This is a genomic window from Tenacibaculum sp. 190130A14a (assembly GCF_964048965.1).
GTDB classification, from domain to species: domain Bacteria; phylum Bacteroidota; class Bacteroidia; order Flavobacteriales; family Flavobacteriaceae; genus Polaribacter; species Polaribacter polynesiense.
Map to the genome: position 1 here is coordinate 3,422,772 of NZ_OZ040189.1, position 16,960 is coordinate 3,439,731.

The following is a 16,960-nucleotide window of genomic DNA, read 5'->3' on the forward strand; positions in this document are numbered from 1 at the left end:
ATGGAAATAATTGATCTTAATGAAATTGATTTTGAAATAAATGAACATGATTTTTTTACCTTTTTAAAATACAAAGGAAAACCTTTTACTGGCAAAGTAAAAGATGGAAGACAAATCACTCAATTTAAAAATGGTAATGCAAATGGAGATTCATTTGAATACAATAAAACCGGTCAAATTATACAACACGATGTTTACCTAAATGGTAGTTCGATTCGTTCAAAAGAGTGGTACTCAAATGGTCAATTACTTTTAGATTCGGAATTAGGAAGAGTATGGAATTCTAAAGGAAAGCTTGTCAAAGACAATGAACATTGGCTTTACAACAATCTTAAACCAAAAACAAAAGGAAATTACTTTAAAGAAGGTATTATTTACTTAGCACCTAATGGTGAAATTGTTGCTGAACAAAAATATATTAATCCCGAAAAAGACATTACAAAATATAATGACACGTCGCTTGCGAAATGGTACTATGAAATATTAGTTAATCCATGTCCTGAACTATCTCCAGAAATCTATTTTACAAATTCAAATACTAGGTTTATTTGGGGGTGGATTTGGAATATTTTTAAGAATGATAAGCAAAAAGCCACACAAATTCTTTCTAAGCTTACCAAACATGAAAATTTAAAAATTGCAGAAGACGCCAAAGAAATGTTAAACGATATAAAAAAAACAAACTTCAACTATATTAAAGCGAAATGGTTATAAAAAATATAGTACAGTTTAAAATTTCAAAAAAATGGAATATCAAGAATGTAATTTGAATATACGATATGATTTGCCTAAAGAAGTTTGGAATAAAGTACCATTGATTTATGAAAAAATGGATGGCTGGATTGGGTTTGGAAAAGATGGAAATGGAGAAAACGGAATTCCATATTGGTTTAGTTACAACGAAGAAGAAAAATTTGTTTTTGCATCAGTTGAACCTAGCGGTCTTCTTTTTGAAGCAAATATGGATTCGAAAGAATGGATAGTATGGAAAACAGAATTCAAAAAAATCGCAACAGAAATTCTTGGGTTTAAGGTTGACGAAGTAACACTTTCTAAAAAGTAAAATGAATTTATTCAAACAAAAATATAAAACGCAATACTTCCTTGATGGTATTGAATTTGATGGATCTGAAGACTGTATTTATTTCTGTGCATTAACCAATATGAATGAAGAAGCTGCAAAATCTGCTCTTGCCATTAATAAATTAACATTTGACCATAGGACAAACAAATTAATAAAAAAGGAACGTTTTTGGGAAGGAACACTAGATGAGGAAATTCCCTTAACAGATAATGAAAAACAATTTCAATTTATAGAATTTGATATAAAAACACCTGGTCATTTAATTACAAATTCAAAAAGCATAAATCATTTTGGGGGTAATTGTCCAGAACAACTAATAATGCCAACACTAAAAGGAACAACTGTTAGCTATTTAGGCATGATTAGTAAAGAAGAAAAATTATTTGAATGGCTTGATTTTGATCTCCACTTGGTATGTCCTACTTTCTTAGACTTTACAGAGCCTATTAGTATTGATTATTCTAATCCAAACAAACCTGTTTTTATTAATAAAGACAAAATAGAAAATAATGAGTTTTGTAACAAAGAAGCAATGAAAAGTATAAAACCTTTTGCGTATTACTCAAAACAAAGTTTTTCCTTTAGTAACACAAACAAAAGAAATGTGATTAAGAAATCAATAGAAGGATATTGTGGAATTCCTGATTGGGATCATGAACCTTTTTTACCCTATTGCCCCAAAACCGGAAAAAAGATGGAATTTGTTTTAAACACCGTCTGGATAAATGCAAAGCTTATATCTGAAGTTCCTGAATCTATTAATCAAGGAGGAGATACCGATTTATTTTTTAGTGATGGTAACCTACATATCTTTTTTCAACCTGAATCAAAAGTATTAACCTATTTTGCTCAATACTCTTAAAATAAAAAAACACCTTTTACCCAAAACATAATCGAAAAAAGTATATTAAAATGTCTAAACAAAAATTTGAGTTCGAATCAATATACAACCTACTAAACGTTCAAGGTAAATTTTTAAAAAATAAAACAAAGGACACCATAGAAAATTTAGACAAAATATATTCTGAGTTTAACACAGTAAAAAACTTACCAAAAGCATTGCTTTTTATGAACTTAGGCCAACTAAGTTTCGAAATAGGCTTTTCTACAATTAACGAAGAGCTTGATATTCAAAATAATTGGGAATATGAATTTAATTTAAATAATGGAGAATCTTTTAACATAGAAGATTACTCCATGTACAACTCGAAATATCCTTTAGAAGATTATTTTTCTATCATAAGAGAAGAGTTTTTAGAAAATATGATGAAGGAGTTTTTTATTGAATGCTACTGGAACTCAAAATTAAAAGATTTAAAAACAAACGTACTTTATAGTAATGATTCAGATTGTGATGAAATAATTGATTTGAGTAATGATTTAGTAGTGTATCATAATTTTGATTTCTTAAAAGTTAACTAAGATTAAAAGAATGAAATCTATGACAAAAGCTGAAAGATTTGATGGCTGTATAATTGGAGGAGCAATTGGAGATGCTTGGGGAAGTGGTTTTGAAAATCAATTTGAAGAAGAAGACGATACATTTTATTTATTAGGCAATCCAAATGTAAAAAAGCCTAACTGGGGAATTACAGATGATACACAATTGACTTTAGCCACAATAGAAGCAATTATTGGCAGTGAAAAACTAACTCCTAATATTTTAGTAAAACAATTCATAGCATATTATAAAAAAAGAAAAATAAGTGGAATTGGCGCAAGTACTTTAAAATCATTAAAAGAATTAAGCCATGGAGGTCATTGGAGCCAAGCAGGAAGGAGAGGTGAATATGCAGCAGGAAATGGAGCAGCAATGAGAATTGCACCAATTGCTTTTAAAGAAGAAATTAATAATTCTGAAATAAGAGATATTTGCATAATCACTCATAATAATGATGAAGCATATATAGGAGCCAAAAGTGTAGTGATTGCAATAAGAGAAATTCTAAATAATAATTGGAACGGAGAAACAAACTTGATTGAATTGATTATAAATCAAATTCCTGACACTAGGGTTCGAGATCGATTAATAGAAATTAAAGATATCCAAAACCTTCAAGAAGTTGGACTATTTGGTAGTGATGGATATGTTGTAAATTCAATCCCTTTAGCAATAGCTGCTGCCAATAAAGTTAGAGAAATAGGAATTGAACAAATGTATTTACAGTTAATTGAAATTGGTGGAGATACCGATACAAATTGCTCAATCGCTGGTCAAATAGCAGGAACTTTAATAGGACGAAAAAACATACCAGAAAAGTTAATTAATAAGCTAAAAGAATTACAAGATTATAAATGGATAGAAACAACCATAAATCAATTAATAAAAAAAGAAAACTGGATATAAGAAAGTAAATAATTGCTCATGAATAAAATGAATAGAAAAGAATTTTTAATTATTGTTTGGAAAAAAATTCTAAAACCACTTATTATTGTCGGAATCCTCTTTTTTTGTGGTAAGATTTCTTACAGTATTTTCTCCAATGACAAAATCAAACAATTTATCCTTCTTATAATTATTGGAATAGGTTTACTAATACTAATCTCTCATCTCATTGAAAAACTCTTTAATTTATTATCAGAAAACCTCAGTAAAGCAATCCCAGACACCATAAAACCATCGTTAAGAATCATTGGTAAATTATTTAGTTATATATTACCCATACTATTAGGTATGATTATTTATCATTTCGGAAAGGAAGATTGGGTTACTTCCTCATTAATACTGGGAGCACTCTTAATTGAAAAATTAAAAGAAATTATAAAGGAAGAAAAACAAAATATAACTCAAAATGAATCGAGAAATCATAGACATACATGATTATACTATTTTATTAGAAGAAGCTTCTTCTAATAGTAACTTGATTGATTCTTGTTTTTTTGATGAGCCAGTAATCGCCATTGCTTTTTATGGAGTTGGTGACGTTGGCTTGAAAGTGAAATTTGATGGAAAAATGAAAGAATTCCATCATACCAAAGGCATGGTATTATCATTTTATGCAAATGATAAAGTAACCTTTGAACATCATGTTTCTAAACTAAAACCATTACAATGCTTGGTAATTGTAACTGCTTTAAAAAACATAGATAAATTACCGGATGGAGAAGGGCAGTTTTTAGAAAAATTTTTGCGCCCATTGGTACATCCAAAAGATCATTATGTTGAAGGCCCTGTTTTTAATATGAGCCCTGAGATGTTTCAATTAGTAGAACAATTCTTCAGCAATACATACAAAGGTGAAGTTAAAATGCTTTTCTACAAAAGTCATATCACGGCATTACTATCACATTATTTCGGACAATTAGCCAAACAACAAAATGCGAAACTCAATACTTTAGACCTTGAAAAAATCAATCTTGCACACGAAATTTTAGTTTCAAATTTAGAAAACCCACCCTCTTTAACAGAATTAGCTCATAAAATAGGTACAAACACCAACAAACTTAAAATAGAATTCAAAGCTCAATTTGGTGTTCCTGTTTTTAAATACCTACAAAACGAACGTTTAAAAAAAGCCTACAACCTCATTAAAAATGAAAAAAAACCAATTCAAGAAGCTGCATGGGCTGTTGGCTATGATAGTTTAGGTTCTTTTTCTAATGCTTTTGAAAAAAAGTTTGGTTTTAGACCCAGTCAAGTCTAAAATTCTTTTCGAATAAATCATAATTCTTTTTGAATAAGTTACTGGTTAACAAGTACCATAGCTTTGTATCATAATTAAAAACCAATATTATGATCAGTAAAAGTTTATTCAGTATTATCACCGCCATATTCGTTTGGGTTTTGGGTGTTTGCTTTTATCTCTTATCATTTTATATCACTCTGTTAAATGACCTAGACTTACAAGCTAATATAATACTCGCATTAGGGTTAATTCCAAGTGCTTACTTAGGAACCTATCTATTTTACAGAAAACATTATTTAAAACCATCATCACTTGCTCTCCTATATATACTTGTAATTACACTACTCGATGCTTGTATAACAGTACCCGTATTCTTAATTCCAAATGGTGGGAGCTATTCAGATTTTTTTGGAGATCTAAAATTCTACGCAATTGTAATAGAGATTTATGCAATTGTATGGTACTTCGGAAACTATATAACTAATAAAAAAAGAGCATGAAAACACTGACACTTTTTATTACGGTATTATTGAATGCGCTTGCTACTGGTTTTTTCTTTGCTTGGTCTGTTTCTGTTATTCTAGGAACAAAAAAAACGGGTGATTTAACCTACTTAGAAACCATGCAAAGTATTAACAAAGAAATTCTAAATCCTGCTTTTTTTATTGTGTTTTTTGGAAGCTTAATTACACTGCTCATCACTAGTTATACTCAGTTTTATGATAAACCTGTGTTTTGGTTAATCTTTATTTCGGCTATTACCTATTTAATAGGAACTTTTAGTATAACCGCCTTCGGAAATGTTCCTTTAAATAATCAATTAGAGGCTTTAAGTCTTGAAAAACTAACTCTTTCTCAATTAAAAAACTTCAGAAACTATTATGAAACTAGGTGGAATGTATATCATACTATAAGAACCATAGCTAGCATGGTCTCCTTCATATTATTGCTGGTTGCAATTTTTATAAAAAAACAATTTTAAAACAATTATCATGAATAATAACATATTAATTATCGGAGGAACTGGTAAAACTGGTCACCGAGTAGTAGAACAATTAAGAAAAAAAGGAATCGAACCTAGAATTGGCTCTAGAAATGCATCGCCAAACTTTGATTGGGATAACAAAGATACTTGGGTAGCCGCTTTACAAGGAATTGGAAGAATGTACGTTACCTATTATCCTGACTTAGCCGTTCCGGGAGCCAAAGAAGCCATAGAAAGTTTAACCTATTTAGCTAAAGAATTAGGAGTTCAAAAAATGGTTTTACTATCAGGAAAAGGTGAAACAGAAGCTGAAGCTTGCGAACAAATTGTAATGAATTCAGGTATCGATTACACTATTGTTAGAGCCTCTTGGTTTAACCAAAATTGGAGTGAAAGTTTCTTTTTAGAGCCTATTTTATCTGGAGAAGTAGCTTTACCAATGTCGGACGTATTAATTCCATTTGTTGATACTAATGATATTGCGGAAGTGGCCGCTACAGTTTTACTTGATGATTCTTACAATGGTCAAACTATTGAAGTAACAGGACCAGAATTAATTACATTTAAAAACATTATTGACATCATTTCAAAAACTAGTGGAAGAAATTTAAATTTTTATGACATTACATTAGAACAATATATAGATGGTATGAAACAAATGCAAATACCTAATGATGTTGTATGGTTGATTGAATATTTGTTCAGTCATGTTTTAACCAATCCTAAAAATCAACTTGTAGTTAATGATATTGAACAAGTACTAGGAAGAAAAGCAAAAACGTTTTTAGAATATGCACAAGAAACCGCTAAAACTGGAATTTGGAATCAGATTAAAGTCAGTTAACCAATACTACCAAACTTTATCCATAAAAAAACCTCCTAGCCATTACTAAGAGGTTTTTTTTATTTAAGTTCTTTCTCTAACCAAGTGAAAAACTTTTTTATTTTTTCTTCATTATCATCTATCCATCTTTTTGATTTCAAGTCCATTTGTGTAACAAAATTGCAAAAAGCCTCTATATGACCACTCTTGGCCAACTTATCGTAAAACGTCACATAAAACTCCCACCAAAAGCCTTCTTTCTCACTATTCTCTTTTAGCTCTCCTAAAATTAAAAACAAACTTTTTGTGTTCTCCACAAACATTTCTTCTTTGGTTTTATCCTTGTTTTTCTCAAGCTTATGCGTTGCCTCTAACATTGACAACATTAACTCTGCAGCACCAAAATCATCATCTTTCCCGAGCAAATTTAGATTTATCGTTACATTTTTGCCATCTTCTTTCTTAACTCCAGCTTTGATATTCTTTTGAAGAATCGCATAGATCTCTTGTGCTCTGATAGACTCAGGTTCAATAAACAAAAAATAATAACTGGCTAATAACGCCTGTACTCTTTTACCTTTTGAATCGTTTATTTTTGCTAAATAAAAATGACTTGACGTGTGAACAGGATTATGCTTAATAGCTTCTTGTAAATGAACCTCTCCATTTTCTAAATCATTCATTTTTAAATAATTTATTGCCAAATTAAAATGAAGTAAGTAATGATTCCCCAACTTTTTTATTCCCTTTTCGAAAATCTTTATCGATTTTTTTGTTTTTCCCAACATATCTAATGCCGAGCCCTTATTTACATAAGCCGGTAATAAATAACGTTCATCTTTAGAACTACTTATAACCTTATCGGAATACTTAATGGCGTTTTTGTAATCTTTCAAACTCATATAAGAGAGTGAGATTTCATAATTCGCCAAAGGAGAATTTTGTTGTAATTCTAGCGCTTTTTTATAATAGTTAATGGCATCTTTATACCTTCCTTTATCGTGATTAGATATACCTACCTCAATCAACTTATTAAAATCTTCTTGGGCACTCACATGCATTACAGCACCCAATAACAATAATGCTATAACAATTTTTTTCATAAAACAATTTTTTAAGATTTAGCTAAAGTTAGAAATTTTTTCTTCAACTTCCTCCCATTCTTCCATTAAATCATCTACTTTGGCCTTTTTAGCTTTATAATTTTCAAAGAAGTTTGGTTGTGCAGAAACTTCTGCATAATTCTGTGCTAATTCTAAATCAATTTTTTCAATCTCTTCTTCTAAATTAGCAATTTCCTTTTCTATTTTATTTATTCTATTCTTTAACTTTTTAAGCTCTTTTTCTTGCTCCTTTGATAATTTGTAGGCTTCTTTTTTAGAAGTATCTTTTTCTGATTTTACTACCGTACGCTTCTCAGCTTCTCTCAAACTTTCAATTTGATGCTGCTCTAAGAAATAATCAATATCTCCTAGGTACTCCTTAATTTCACGATCTTTAAATCCGTATACCGTAGTGGTCAATCCCTGCAAGAAATCACGGTCGTGAGAAACAATAATTAAGGTACCATCAAAATTTTGCAAAGACTGTTTTAATACATTCTTAGAGGCAATATCTAAGTGGTTGGTAGGCTCATCCATTATCAATACATTAAACGGTGATAATAGTAATTTACATAAAGCCAATCGGTTTCGTTCTCCTCCTGATAATACCTTTGCTTTTTTATCTACGGCTTCACCACTAAATAAGAAAGCTCCTAGCATATCTCTTACACGAATTCTGTTAGAATCATTTGCTGCATCTTCCATGATTTCTAATACTGTTTTCTCTGGAGGTAAATGTTCTGACTGATTCTGTGCAAAATATCCTACTTCTACATTATGACCCAATTTCAAATCTCCTTCAAATGGAATCTCACCAACCATCATTTTGGCTAGGGTAGATTTTCCTTGTCCGTTTTGACCAACAAAAGCAATTTTACTATTACGTTCAATTAATAGATCTACGTTTTTTAACACTTCTTTTTCGCCATAGTTCTTGCTTAAGTTTTCTGCCTCAACAATAATTTTTCCTGGCTCTTTAGAAATTTCAAAACGTACATTCATCACCGCATTATCGTCTTGGTCTACTTCTATGCGTTCTACCTTTTCTAATTTTTTAATAAGCGATTGTGCCATGGCCGCTTTACTAGCCTTAGCTCTAAACTTTTCAATTAGCTTTTCGGTATGTTCTATTTCCTTTTGCTGATTCTTTTGTGTTTGTAATTGTTTCTCTTTAATCTCAGCACGTAGTTTCAAAAACTCAGAGTACGGTTTTTTATAATCATAAATCTGCCCTAATGAAATCTCAATAGTTCGATTGGTTACATTATCTAAAAACATTTTATCGTGAGACACTAGTACAATAGCACCTGCATAATTCTTTAAAAAATTTTCCAACCAAATAATCGATTCAATATCTAAGTGGTTGGTAGGCTCATCGAGTAATAAAATATCGTTGTTCTGTAAAAGAAGTTTCGCTAACTCAATACGCATACGCCAACCTCCAGAAAACGTATCGGTTAGTTTGTCAAAGTCTTCTCTTTGAAATCCTAAACCTTGTAAAATCTTTTCGGTATCTCCTTGATAATTATATCCTCCTAAAAGTTCGTAACGCTCTGTTTTTTCGTTTAAATCAATAATTAATTGATTGTAACTTTCACTTTCATAATCGGTTCTTTCTGCCAACTGCGCATTGATATCATCCAATTCACCTTCAATTTCTTTAATTTCAGTAAATGCCTGATATGCTTCTTCGAGAATAGTTCTTCCATGCACAAAATCAATATCTTGACGTAAAAAACCAATATTAATTTCTTTATCTAATGCTAAAGATCCTGCACTACTTTCAAGATCGCCTGCTAACACTTTTAGTAAAGTTGATTTTCCTGCTCCATTTTTCCCAATCAATCCAATTCGATCACCTTTATTCAATTTAAAAGTAATTCCTGAAAACAAATCGGTTCCCATAAATGAGACCGATAAATTATGTACATTTAACATCTAATATTCGTTTTTTGTAACCTCGGTTACTTTTTCTTATTAGTTTTTTCCCGATTTTTGCACAAACTTACTAAAACGAAACTAATAAATACATCATGTTCGGAAAAGGCAGTAAATTATATAGTATTTTAAAACATAAATGTCCACGTTGTCACGAAGGAGAGTTTTACAAATACAAGCTCAATGTAAATCCTAAAAAAATTACGCAATTACATGATAATTGTCCGAACTGTGGATTAAAATACATGTTAGAAACTTCATTTTTCTTTGGAGCAATGTATGTAAACTATGCCCTAGCAGTAGCTTTATTTGTAGCCGTTTTTATAATTGCTAAAGTTTTTATTGGTCTGAGTATTTTACAAAGTTTCATTAGTATTGTGGTAGTTTCTTTACTACTCACTCCTATCACACTTAGGTTGTCTCGTATTATTTGGATCAATCTTTTTGTAAACTACGATAAAGAAGCCGCGAAAAAGAAAAACTTAAAGTAAATCTTGAAATCTTTTGATATCGATTTCTTTATCCAACTCCTGATTGTTTTCAAGATGATTTAACAAGTTTTTAGCTACCGTTGGAGCAATCATAACTCCACGAGTTCCTAAACCGTTTAAAACGGCTAATTTTTTGTTTTCTGGATGTGTTCCTACTAAAGGTCTTCTGTCTTTTACCGTTGGACGTATTCCTGCTCTTTGTTCTACGATTGTATAAGAGACGTTAATTACTTTTTCTAATTTTTCTATCAACTCTTTTTTCCCTTCTTCTGTGGGTATAGAAGTTTTATCAGTCCAGTTAAATGTAGCTCCAACTTTGTAGTAATCCTCTCCAATTGGCATTACAAAAACTGCAGATTTCAATAAGTAATCAATTTTTAATTCAGGAGCGTGAATTGTCATTACTTCTCCTTTCGTTCCATTCAGTGGTAAATAATTAAAGAATGGATTACTTTTCAAACCAAATCCTTCACAAAAAACAATTTTATCTGCTTCAATTTCATCGTACTTTAATTTATCATTTGAAGTTACCAGTTTACTATACATAAACTCCTCTGCAAACAATACATGCATATCTTCTAGGTACTTTTTATACGATGAAACAAGTAACGGTGTGTTTATTCTTCCTGTTCCTGTAAGCTCACCATATCCAAAATCGCAAATAACTCCAGGAATAGCTTCTTTAACCACGGTCGGGTTCATATAATGGGACAACATAGGTTTATCTGAAGCGATAAACCAATTATTTTCATCTCCTACAGAAGAAAATATTTTTCTTGTTTTAAAGGAAGTATCTAAAACCACCTTTAATCGTTCTTCTATTTCTTTATAAAAAGGGATTGCCGTTTGTAACTGCTCATGCCCATTCCAAACAGGTGTAAAACGCTTTAATATTACAGGATTGTACGTACCTCCTGCAACAATAGAAGATACCTGCGAGCTATTTTCAAACACTAAAAAAGACTTTTCAGCCTTTATCAATTCTTCTACGAAAGCAATTCCTGCTAAGCCTAAACCAACAACAATATAATCTACCTTTTTATTCATGCATCAAAGGTAGTTATTATTACAAAAAAAAGCGTTTGCAATTGCAAACGCTTTTTAGATTTTTATAGAAATTGGAATTAATAATTCCACATATCCATTTCTCTATCTCTTATTCCTTCTTTAATTCGATTCGCTTCTAAAAGTTGGAATAATGAATTACCTCTTACGTAATCCTTAATAGCCCTATCTCCATATAAATTCTCTTCCTTCTGAACAATAGAATTAAATCTACGTGCATTTAAAAGGTTATCATATGATAAAGGTTGTGCCGAGTTTAGTGGATTAAATACTTTTGATTTATGCAATGTTTCTCTTGCATCTGGATAGAATACCCAGAATAAAGGATATACATTATCTGCATCATCAATTTCTTCAACTCCTAATACCTGTACATCAGGCCCCATTGGAGCAATAGCCAACATACGATACTTTAACTCTCCTTGACGCTTATCAAAATACCAGATTCCTTTAATTAAATATCCTTTAATACGATCTGATTTGATAGTATAAACATCAATGTTTCCATACCCATCATCACGAGAATTTTCAATTTTAGTTTGGATTTCTTGCATTCCTATTTTAGCAGTAAAATAAGAATCTTCATAAACCTCATTGATTTCACCTGTTCTAATTCCTTTTAATAAGGTATCATACAAAGAACGTCTACCATTAGAAATACTTACAGTATCAATTGGATAATAATATGGTAGGTTGATTTTTTGGTTTAAATCTACATACTCCCACACTACCTTAGACCATAGTACATCTCTATCACTTATGTAACCATAAGGAAGAGGTTTATCTGCCTCTGCATCAATTTGAGCCTGAGGTTTTATACCAATCTCTTCTACCTTCTTAGCATTTAAAAGGTTGGCCTGCGCGCTTACTATACTTGTACTAGCAAGAGCAATAATAACCACATAAAAACGCTTCCAATTCATACTTCTATATTTTTATTAATTTGTAACTTCTATACTTACAGGTAAAACTTTTTTGATCTTATAGTTTGAACCTGAAACAGATGCTTGGATGTCATAAATTGTAATAACATCATTTCTTCTAGCTCTACTAATTGCTTGTTTAGCTCTGGCGCTTAATCTAGTTCCACTTACAGGAACTGCTAATTGACCAGGTACTTTAATCTTAAAGCTAGACACATTTAATTTTAAATCGAATAAGAAATCTGGCAATCCAGCCGCTACAGTTACTTTTCCTACACTTGACTTAGGCATTTTAACCGTACCATATTGATTTCTTACCATTCCTACCGCTGGTGGAATATCTTTAATTCTAAATTTCTTAACCGAACGAACTCCTTTATCCGCTCCAGTTGGAGTTCCTGTAACAACGATGTTTACTTCGTTTCCATTTCCAGGTCTCATTACATAGCTATCTCCTTTTACTCTACGTAAACCAGGTGCTTTTGCAGAAACTTTGTTTCCTGGTACTCCAGGAATAGAAATTGTTAACGGGTTAGATAAACCACGGTATACAACGTTCATTTTATCTGCAGATACCAAAGCCTCATTAGGTCTTGGAATTACTGCATATCCTCCAGTAATATCAATTTTAACAATTGAATCACCTTCTTTAAACTGAAATTCTCCTTTTAATTCCTTATCTCCAACATTTCCTACTGGAGTATCTAAGATAACTTGACCAGCTTGAATTTTATCAGCAGCGATTTCTTCACCATTGATAATAACTTTTTCAGCTGTTAAGTTAGGATCCTTTTTTCCTAAGATAACTCTACCAGATAATTTTTCTCCAGGATAATACGCTCCTTTATCAAAAACTACCATTGCTTCATACTTCGTCATAGAAACTGCGCTTTTTAACTCACCTTCTAACAACGCTGATAACGCATCCGATTCAGTAGCTTTAACGTCTGCTTGAATCTGTGTTAACTTAGTTAAAGAAGCAACTAAAGGAAATCCTTCATAGTTATACTTTAACCAATCAACTTTCTTTCCATCTTTATTGGTAACTTTATCTGTATTAAAACGCGTTAAAACTACGCCAGCTACTTCAGTTCCTTCAACAGCTGCTGATGCTTCATTTCTAAATCCTTCAATTTTAGATACAAATTCTTTACCTGCTTCAGTAATCTTACCTCCTTTAAAGAATAATTCATCTAAGAACTTAGACTTATCCATTGTTTCATAAGCCTTTGGGTCTTTTAAATCTCCAGTCATTTGAGATTTTAAATCTCCTAAATACTTATATAAATCATCTGCAACAACCTTTAATTTATCAGTCTTCTCTTTAGCCTCACCATATTGTTTAGCTTGATCAGCTGCCATTTTTGTAAGCGTTGCATATGCTAATTCATTCTTCTCTGCTGCCTTAATGTTTGCCTCAGATAATTTTTCGTTCATTAAACCAAACGCAGATAATACTTCCTTACTCATGTTCATTGCTAACATTGCAATGAATACAAGGTACATAAGGTTAATCATCTTCTGCCTTGGTGATAGTTTTCCTCCTGCCATACTAGTGTTAGTTTATTTTGTTAATAATAAAATTAGATAAACTAATTACTTAGTAGACATTGCAGATAACATACCTCCATATACTCCGTTTAAAGAAGATAAGTTTGTAGCTAACGATTGCATTTGCTCTTGTAAACGTTGAGAATTTTCAACCATTGCAGAATTTAAATCTGCTTGCTTACTTGCGTTCTCTACTTGAGTTTGGTATAAACTATTTAATGACTCCATTTGAGCTGCTGCTCTAGACATTTGCTCATTGTAGCTATTTGTAGCTGAAATTGATTGAGATGCAGAAGCTAAAGGCTCTACCGCTCCTTGGAAATCTTTAATGCTATCTCCTAAACGAGAAACTAATTGAGTATCAAACTTAGCTTCTTTTAAGATATCATCTAACTTTTGAGATAATAATGATTGAGCATCAGCTGGGGTAGCTTCTTTTCCTTTTTTACCAGTTGATTGACCATCTGCTAATTCAGGATACACTTTTGTCCAATCTAAATCATCCTCAATTGCTTCGAAAGCTGATAATGCGAAAACGATTGCCTCTGTAATCATACCTAAAATTAACATTTCGTTACCGAAAGGCCAGTGTAAAATTTTGAATAATGCTCCTAAAATTACTACCGCGGCTCCTAAACCGTAAGCCATGTTAAATAATCTCTTAGTTGATTTTGATTGTGCCATAATTTTTGTGTTTTTTAAGGGAATTTTTAATTAATATTTATTTACTCTTGATTATTTATTTTTATTTACTCCTAAGTAATCTTGAACTGTTCTAAATCCTATGTAACTTCTTGCCGTATCAGCATATTCCCAATCACGAGAACTTACTTCTAAGAAATACGCCACATCTTTCCAAGATCCTCCACGGATAATTTTTCTACCATTTTCTTTGTTTTCTACATTCGGGTTCATTGTAGATCCCATGTAGTATGACATTTGATTGTACGCTGTATTGGTCCACTCAGCAACATTACCTGCCATATTAAACAATCCATATTCATTCGGATTGTAAGAAGCTGCTTCAACAGTATATAAAGCTCCATCAGCTGCATAGTCTCCACGTACTGGCTTAAAGTTTGCTAAGAAACATCCTCTATCACTAGTAGTACTTGGACCTCCCCAAGGGTACTTAGCATAGTCTAGTCCTCCACGAGCTGCATACTCCCATTCTGCCTCTGTTGGTAATCTAAATGCAGGAACCAATCCTAAATTTTTCTTAGATCTTTGAAATGAATTCTTATTTTGAGTTCTCCAGTGACAAAATGCTTTTGCCTGGTGCCAGTTTACACCTACTACTGGATATTCTTCATATGCTTTATGAGCGAAATACTCTTGGTGCATTGGATCATTATACGAGTAGTTAAAATCTTTAATCCAAACCGTTGTATCTGGATAAATATTTATAACCTCATTTTGCATGAAATCTTTTCTGTTCTTTCCAGTTCTTGCTGCTGCCTCATTATCAAACCAGAAATATCTATAGTTTAATAATTTTGTATTGAACGTACGAATTCCATTTAATGCTTCATCTTTTGCGATAAATAAAGAGTCCATTACTTCAACATAATCAGCATCAGGATATTCTTGTTGATTCCAAACTAAATCTTCTTCCCAGTTTAATGGTTTTAAAGAGTCAATTCCTTCTCCTAATTCGTAGTAGTTTTCACGCATATACTTATCATATGCAGATTCGTTTGTAGTGTCTTTCGAAGCAAATGCATATAACTGAATTCCTTCTGCTCTATCACCTCCAGCAGTTTCTTCTCCACCACCTTCAGCAAATTCTGCTTGATATGCTAAACGAGTTCTAGTAATAGAATCTCTTACATATACTACAAATTGTTTATACTCAGTATTCGTGATTTCAGTTTCATCCATATAAAATGGTTGAACCGTTACTGTTTTAGTTGGTGCATTCATTGCTCCTAATGGATCTTCATCTTGCTTACCCATAGTAAAAGAACCTCCCGGTATTTTTACCATACCATATGGTTTTTCAGCGAACCATTTTCTTTTAGACTTAGACCCCACCAACTCTCCTCTATCACCGCTTGATCCACAAGCGTACACAACTGATACTAATAATGCAAATGCTGCTAATTTCTTCATACTATATTCTTTCATGTAAAGAGGCGTAAACCTATTATTTTTTTTATTAAAAAACAATTACCTATTATACTTTTTTAAAAACACTTTATTACAACTTACTACATCTTTTGTAATGCCTTATACCATCTTTTAGGTATTTTTTGCTGTAATGCGTGTTCGTAATCTTGATAACTACAAGGTATTAACGCATGTCTTTTATGTTTATTATTCGATATTAAATTTATTTCCATCCACCAACGTCCACTTTTATCACTTTTATAAAAGTTGATTGGTTCGTCATCTTCTAAAACCACAGTGAACTTCTGATATGTCTCCTTTGTTGAATAAGGGTAATCTTTTGCTCTAAAATTTACTCCTTCAACAAAATACCATATTATTTGTCCAATTAACTGCGCTGTTTGGTTATTTACATCCAATTTACCATTGTATTCATAAATACCAAAAGAACTTACTTTATCACTGATACCTGCATATCTTGCAATAGCACAAATTTCTTCTCCATAAAATCCGTTTGGTGATGCATTTCCATTCCCTGGTGCTTCACTTTGACGAATACATCCTACATCTAAACTTACAATATCTGCATCTCTTAAGATAGGTTCAACTAAGGTTATATTTTTTACTTCTCCTAAACGATAAGCATCAAAATATAAATTTTCTAGTAATTGAATTTCTTCTTGAGAATTAAAATAAGTTTGATATCCTATATTACTATAGTTAAACAGATTGGTAGGTTGCTCCATAATCACTTTACTTAAAAATGATTTTGAGGTTAGTTCATCATCTAACCCTCCTAAATCGAACCTACTATCAACAGAAACTAAATTCACCGTTTGTTCAAGCGAATCATATGCTCGATAATTTGCATATGTTAAATCTTGTCCTCCTCCTATAATAATAGGAATGATGTTTAGTTTTAAAAGTGATGTAATAATTGAAGAAACTGCGAAATAAGTATCTGAAACAGCGTTCCCCATAACTACATCCCCTAAGTCAGCAATTTTCACTTGCCACTTACCCGGATATAAGCTATACAGGCTTTTTCTTATTTCTTGTAAATCTTGACCACAGCCAAAATTATTAACAGCTCCGCGCCCATCTTTTACCCCTATGATAGCAATAGACACATCAGACAAATCTGGAAAGTTTTCTTCTGTGTGAATACTTATCAGATTGCCTAAAGCATTTTGCGGTTGCTGTTGACAATATGCAACCACCGAATTTTCAATTGAAGTTAAAAAATCGATGTTCATTTCTAG

The 16,960-nt window shown here is 31.7% G+C and carries 19 protein-coding genes; 11 read left to right on the forward strand and 8 right to left on the reverse strand.

The features are described from left to right. The 10 genes from ABNT22_RS15900 to ABNT22_RS15945 all read left to right on the forward strand — a co-directional run bounded on the left by ABNT22_RS15900 (window position 1) and on the right by ABNT22_RS15945 (window position 6,539). Entirely contained in the window at window positions 1-714 is a 714-nt protein-coding gene (locus ABNT22_RS15900; RefSeq protein WP_348717689.1) for a hypothetical protein, read from the forward strand. 31 nt (window positions 715-745) lie between these two features. After that, window positions 746-1,063, forward strand: coding sequence for a hypothetical protein (locus tag ABNT22_RS15905; RefSeq protein ID WP_348717688.1), 318 nt, complete (start codon window positions 746-748; stop codon window positions 1,061-1,063). A 1-nt stretch (window position 1,064) separates the two neighbouring features. Then, window positions 1,065-1,946 carry a hypothetical protein gene (locus ABNT22_RS15910; protein WP_348717687.1) on the forward strand — a complete coding sequence of 294 codons (882 nt, stop codon included), beginning with the start codon at window positions 1,065-1,067 and terminating at the stop codon, window positions 1,944-1,946. A gap of 50 nt (window positions 1,947-1,996) precedes the next feature. Beyond that, the gene (locus ABNT22_RS15915; RefSeq protein WP_348717686.1) at window positions 1,997-2,506 is read left to right on the forward strand and encodes a hypothetical protein; all 510 of its coding nucleotides are present in this window, start codon (window positions 1,997-1,999) and stop codon (window positions 2,504-2,506) included. A gap of 10 nt (window positions 2,507-2,516) precedes the next feature. Continuing rightward, on the forward strand, window positions 2,517-3,431 hold the full coding sequence (locus ABNT22_RS15920) for an ADP-ribosylglycohydrolase family protein (protein WP_348717685.1): 915 nt from the start codon (window positions 2,517-2,519) through the stop codon (window positions 3,429-3,431). Window positions 3,432-3,458: 27 nt separating this feature from the next. After that, window positions 3,459-3,905, forward strand: a complete 447-nt coding sequence (locus ABNT22_RS15925) for a hypothetical protein (RefSeq protein ID WP_348717684.1) — start codon at window positions 3,459-3,461, stop codon at window positions 3,903-3,905. Then, window positions 3,877-4,728, forward strand: coding sequence for an AraC family transcriptional regulator (locus ABNT22_RS15930; RefSeq protein ID WP_348717683.1), 852 nt, complete (start codon window positions 3,877-3,879; stop codon window positions 4,726-4,728). The genes ABNT22_RS15925 and ABNT22_RS15930 overlap by 29 nt, the downstream gene beginning before the upstream one ends. A gap of 89 nt (window positions 4,729-4,817) precedes the next feature. Continuing rightward, the gene (locus ABNT22_RS15935; protein ID WP_348717682.1) at window positions 4,818-5,210 is read left to right on the forward strand and encodes a hypothetical protein; all 393 of its coding nucleotides are present in this window, start codon (window positions 4,818-4,820) and stop codon (window positions 5,208-5,210) included. Then, window positions 5,207-5,692, forward strand: coding sequence for a DUF1772 domain-containing protein (locus tag ABNT22_RS15940; protein WP_348717681.1), 486 nt, complete (start codon window positions 5,207-5,209; stop codon window positions 5,690-5,692). Before ABNT22_RS15935 ends, ABNT22_RS15940 begins: the two co-directional genes overlap by 4 nt. Window positions 5,693-5,702: 10 nt before the next feature. Next, entirely contained in the window at window positions 5,703-6,539 is an 837-nt protein-coding gene (locus ABNT22_RS15945; protein ID WP_348717680.1) for an NmrA family NAD(P)-binding protein, read from the forward strand. Window positions 6,540-6,598: 59 nt separating this feature from the next. Here ABNT22_RS15945 and ABNT22_RS15950 read toward each other — a convergent pair whose 3' ends face one another. After that, a complete protein-coding gene (locus ABNT22_RS15950) occupies window positions 6,599-7,621 on the reverse strand; it encodes a tetratricopeptide repeat protein (RefSeq protein ID WP_348717679.1) in 1,023 nt (340 codons plus the stop codon). An 18-nt stretch (window positions 7,622-7,639) separates the two neighbouring features. Further along, the gene (gene abc-f, locus ABNT22_RS15955; RefSeq protein WP_348717678.1) at window positions 7,640-9,559 is read right to left on the reverse strand and encodes a ribosomal protection-like ABC-F family protein; all 1,920 of its coding nucleotides are present in this window, start codon (window positions 9,557-9,559) and stop codon (window positions 7,640-7,642) included. Between the two features lie 95 nt (window positions 9,560-9,654). Here abc-f and ABNT22_RS15960 point away from each other — a divergent pair, with 95 nt between their 5' ends. Continuing rightward, window positions 9,655-10,050, forward strand: a complete 396-nt coding sequence (locus ABNT22_RS15960) for a DUF983 domain-containing protein (protein ID WP_348717677.1) — start codon at window positions 9,655-9,657, stop codon at window positions 10,048-10,050. Here ABNT22_RS15960 and ABNT22_RS15965 read toward each other — a convergent pair. The 6 genes from ABNT22_RS15965 to ABNT22_RS15990 all read right to left on the reverse strand — a co-directional run bounded on the left by ABNT22_RS15965 (window position 10,042) and on the right by ABNT22_RS15990 (window position 16,954). Continuing rightward, a complete protein-coding gene (locus ABNT22_RS15965) occupies window positions 10,042-11,097 on the reverse strand; it encodes an FAD-binding oxidoreductase (RefSeq protein ID WP_348717676.1) in 1,056 nt (351 codons plus the stop codon). The two genes, ABNT22_RS15960 and ABNT22_RS15965, sit on opposite strands and share 9 nt — an antisense overlap. A gap of 77 nt (window positions 11,098-11,174) precedes the next feature. Continuing rightward, window positions 11,175-12,038 (reverse strand): gliding motility protein GldN, encoded by an 864-nt coding sequence (gldN, locus tag ABNT22_RS15970; RefSeq protein ID WP_348717675.1) that lies wholly within the window; start codon window positions 12,036-12,038, stop codon window positions 11,175-11,177. Between the two features lie 15 nt (window positions 12,039-12,053). Next, a complete protein-coding gene (gene gldM, locus ABNT22_RS15975; RefSeq protein WP_348717674.1) occupies window positions 12,054-13,589 on the reverse strand; it encodes a gliding motility protein GldM in 1,536 nt (511 codons plus the stop codon). Between the two features lie 45 nt (window positions 13,590-13,634). Beyond that, a complete protein-coding gene (gene gldL / locus ABNT22_RS15980) occupies window positions 13,635-14,273 on the reverse strand; it encodes a gliding motility protein GldL (protein ID WP_348717673.1) in 639 nt (212 codons plus the stop codon). Window positions 14,274-14,324: 51 nt separating this feature from the next. Next, the gene (gene gldK / locus ABNT22_RS15985; protein ID WP_348717672.1) at window positions 14,325-15,701 is read right to left on the reverse strand and encodes a gliding motility lipoprotein GldK; all 1,377 of its coding nucleotides are present in this window, start codon (window positions 15,699-15,701) and stop codon (window positions 14,325-14,327) included. A gap of 98 nt (window positions 15,702-15,799) precedes the next feature. After that, window positions 15,800-16,954 carry a formimidoylglutamase gene (locus ABNT22_RS15990; RefSeq protein ID WP_348717671.1) on the reverse strand — a complete coding sequence of 385 codons (1,155 nt, stop codon included), beginning with the start codon at window positions 16,952-16,954 and terminating at the stop codon, window positions 15,800-15,802. Window positions 16,955-16,960 lie beyond the last annotated feature (6 nt).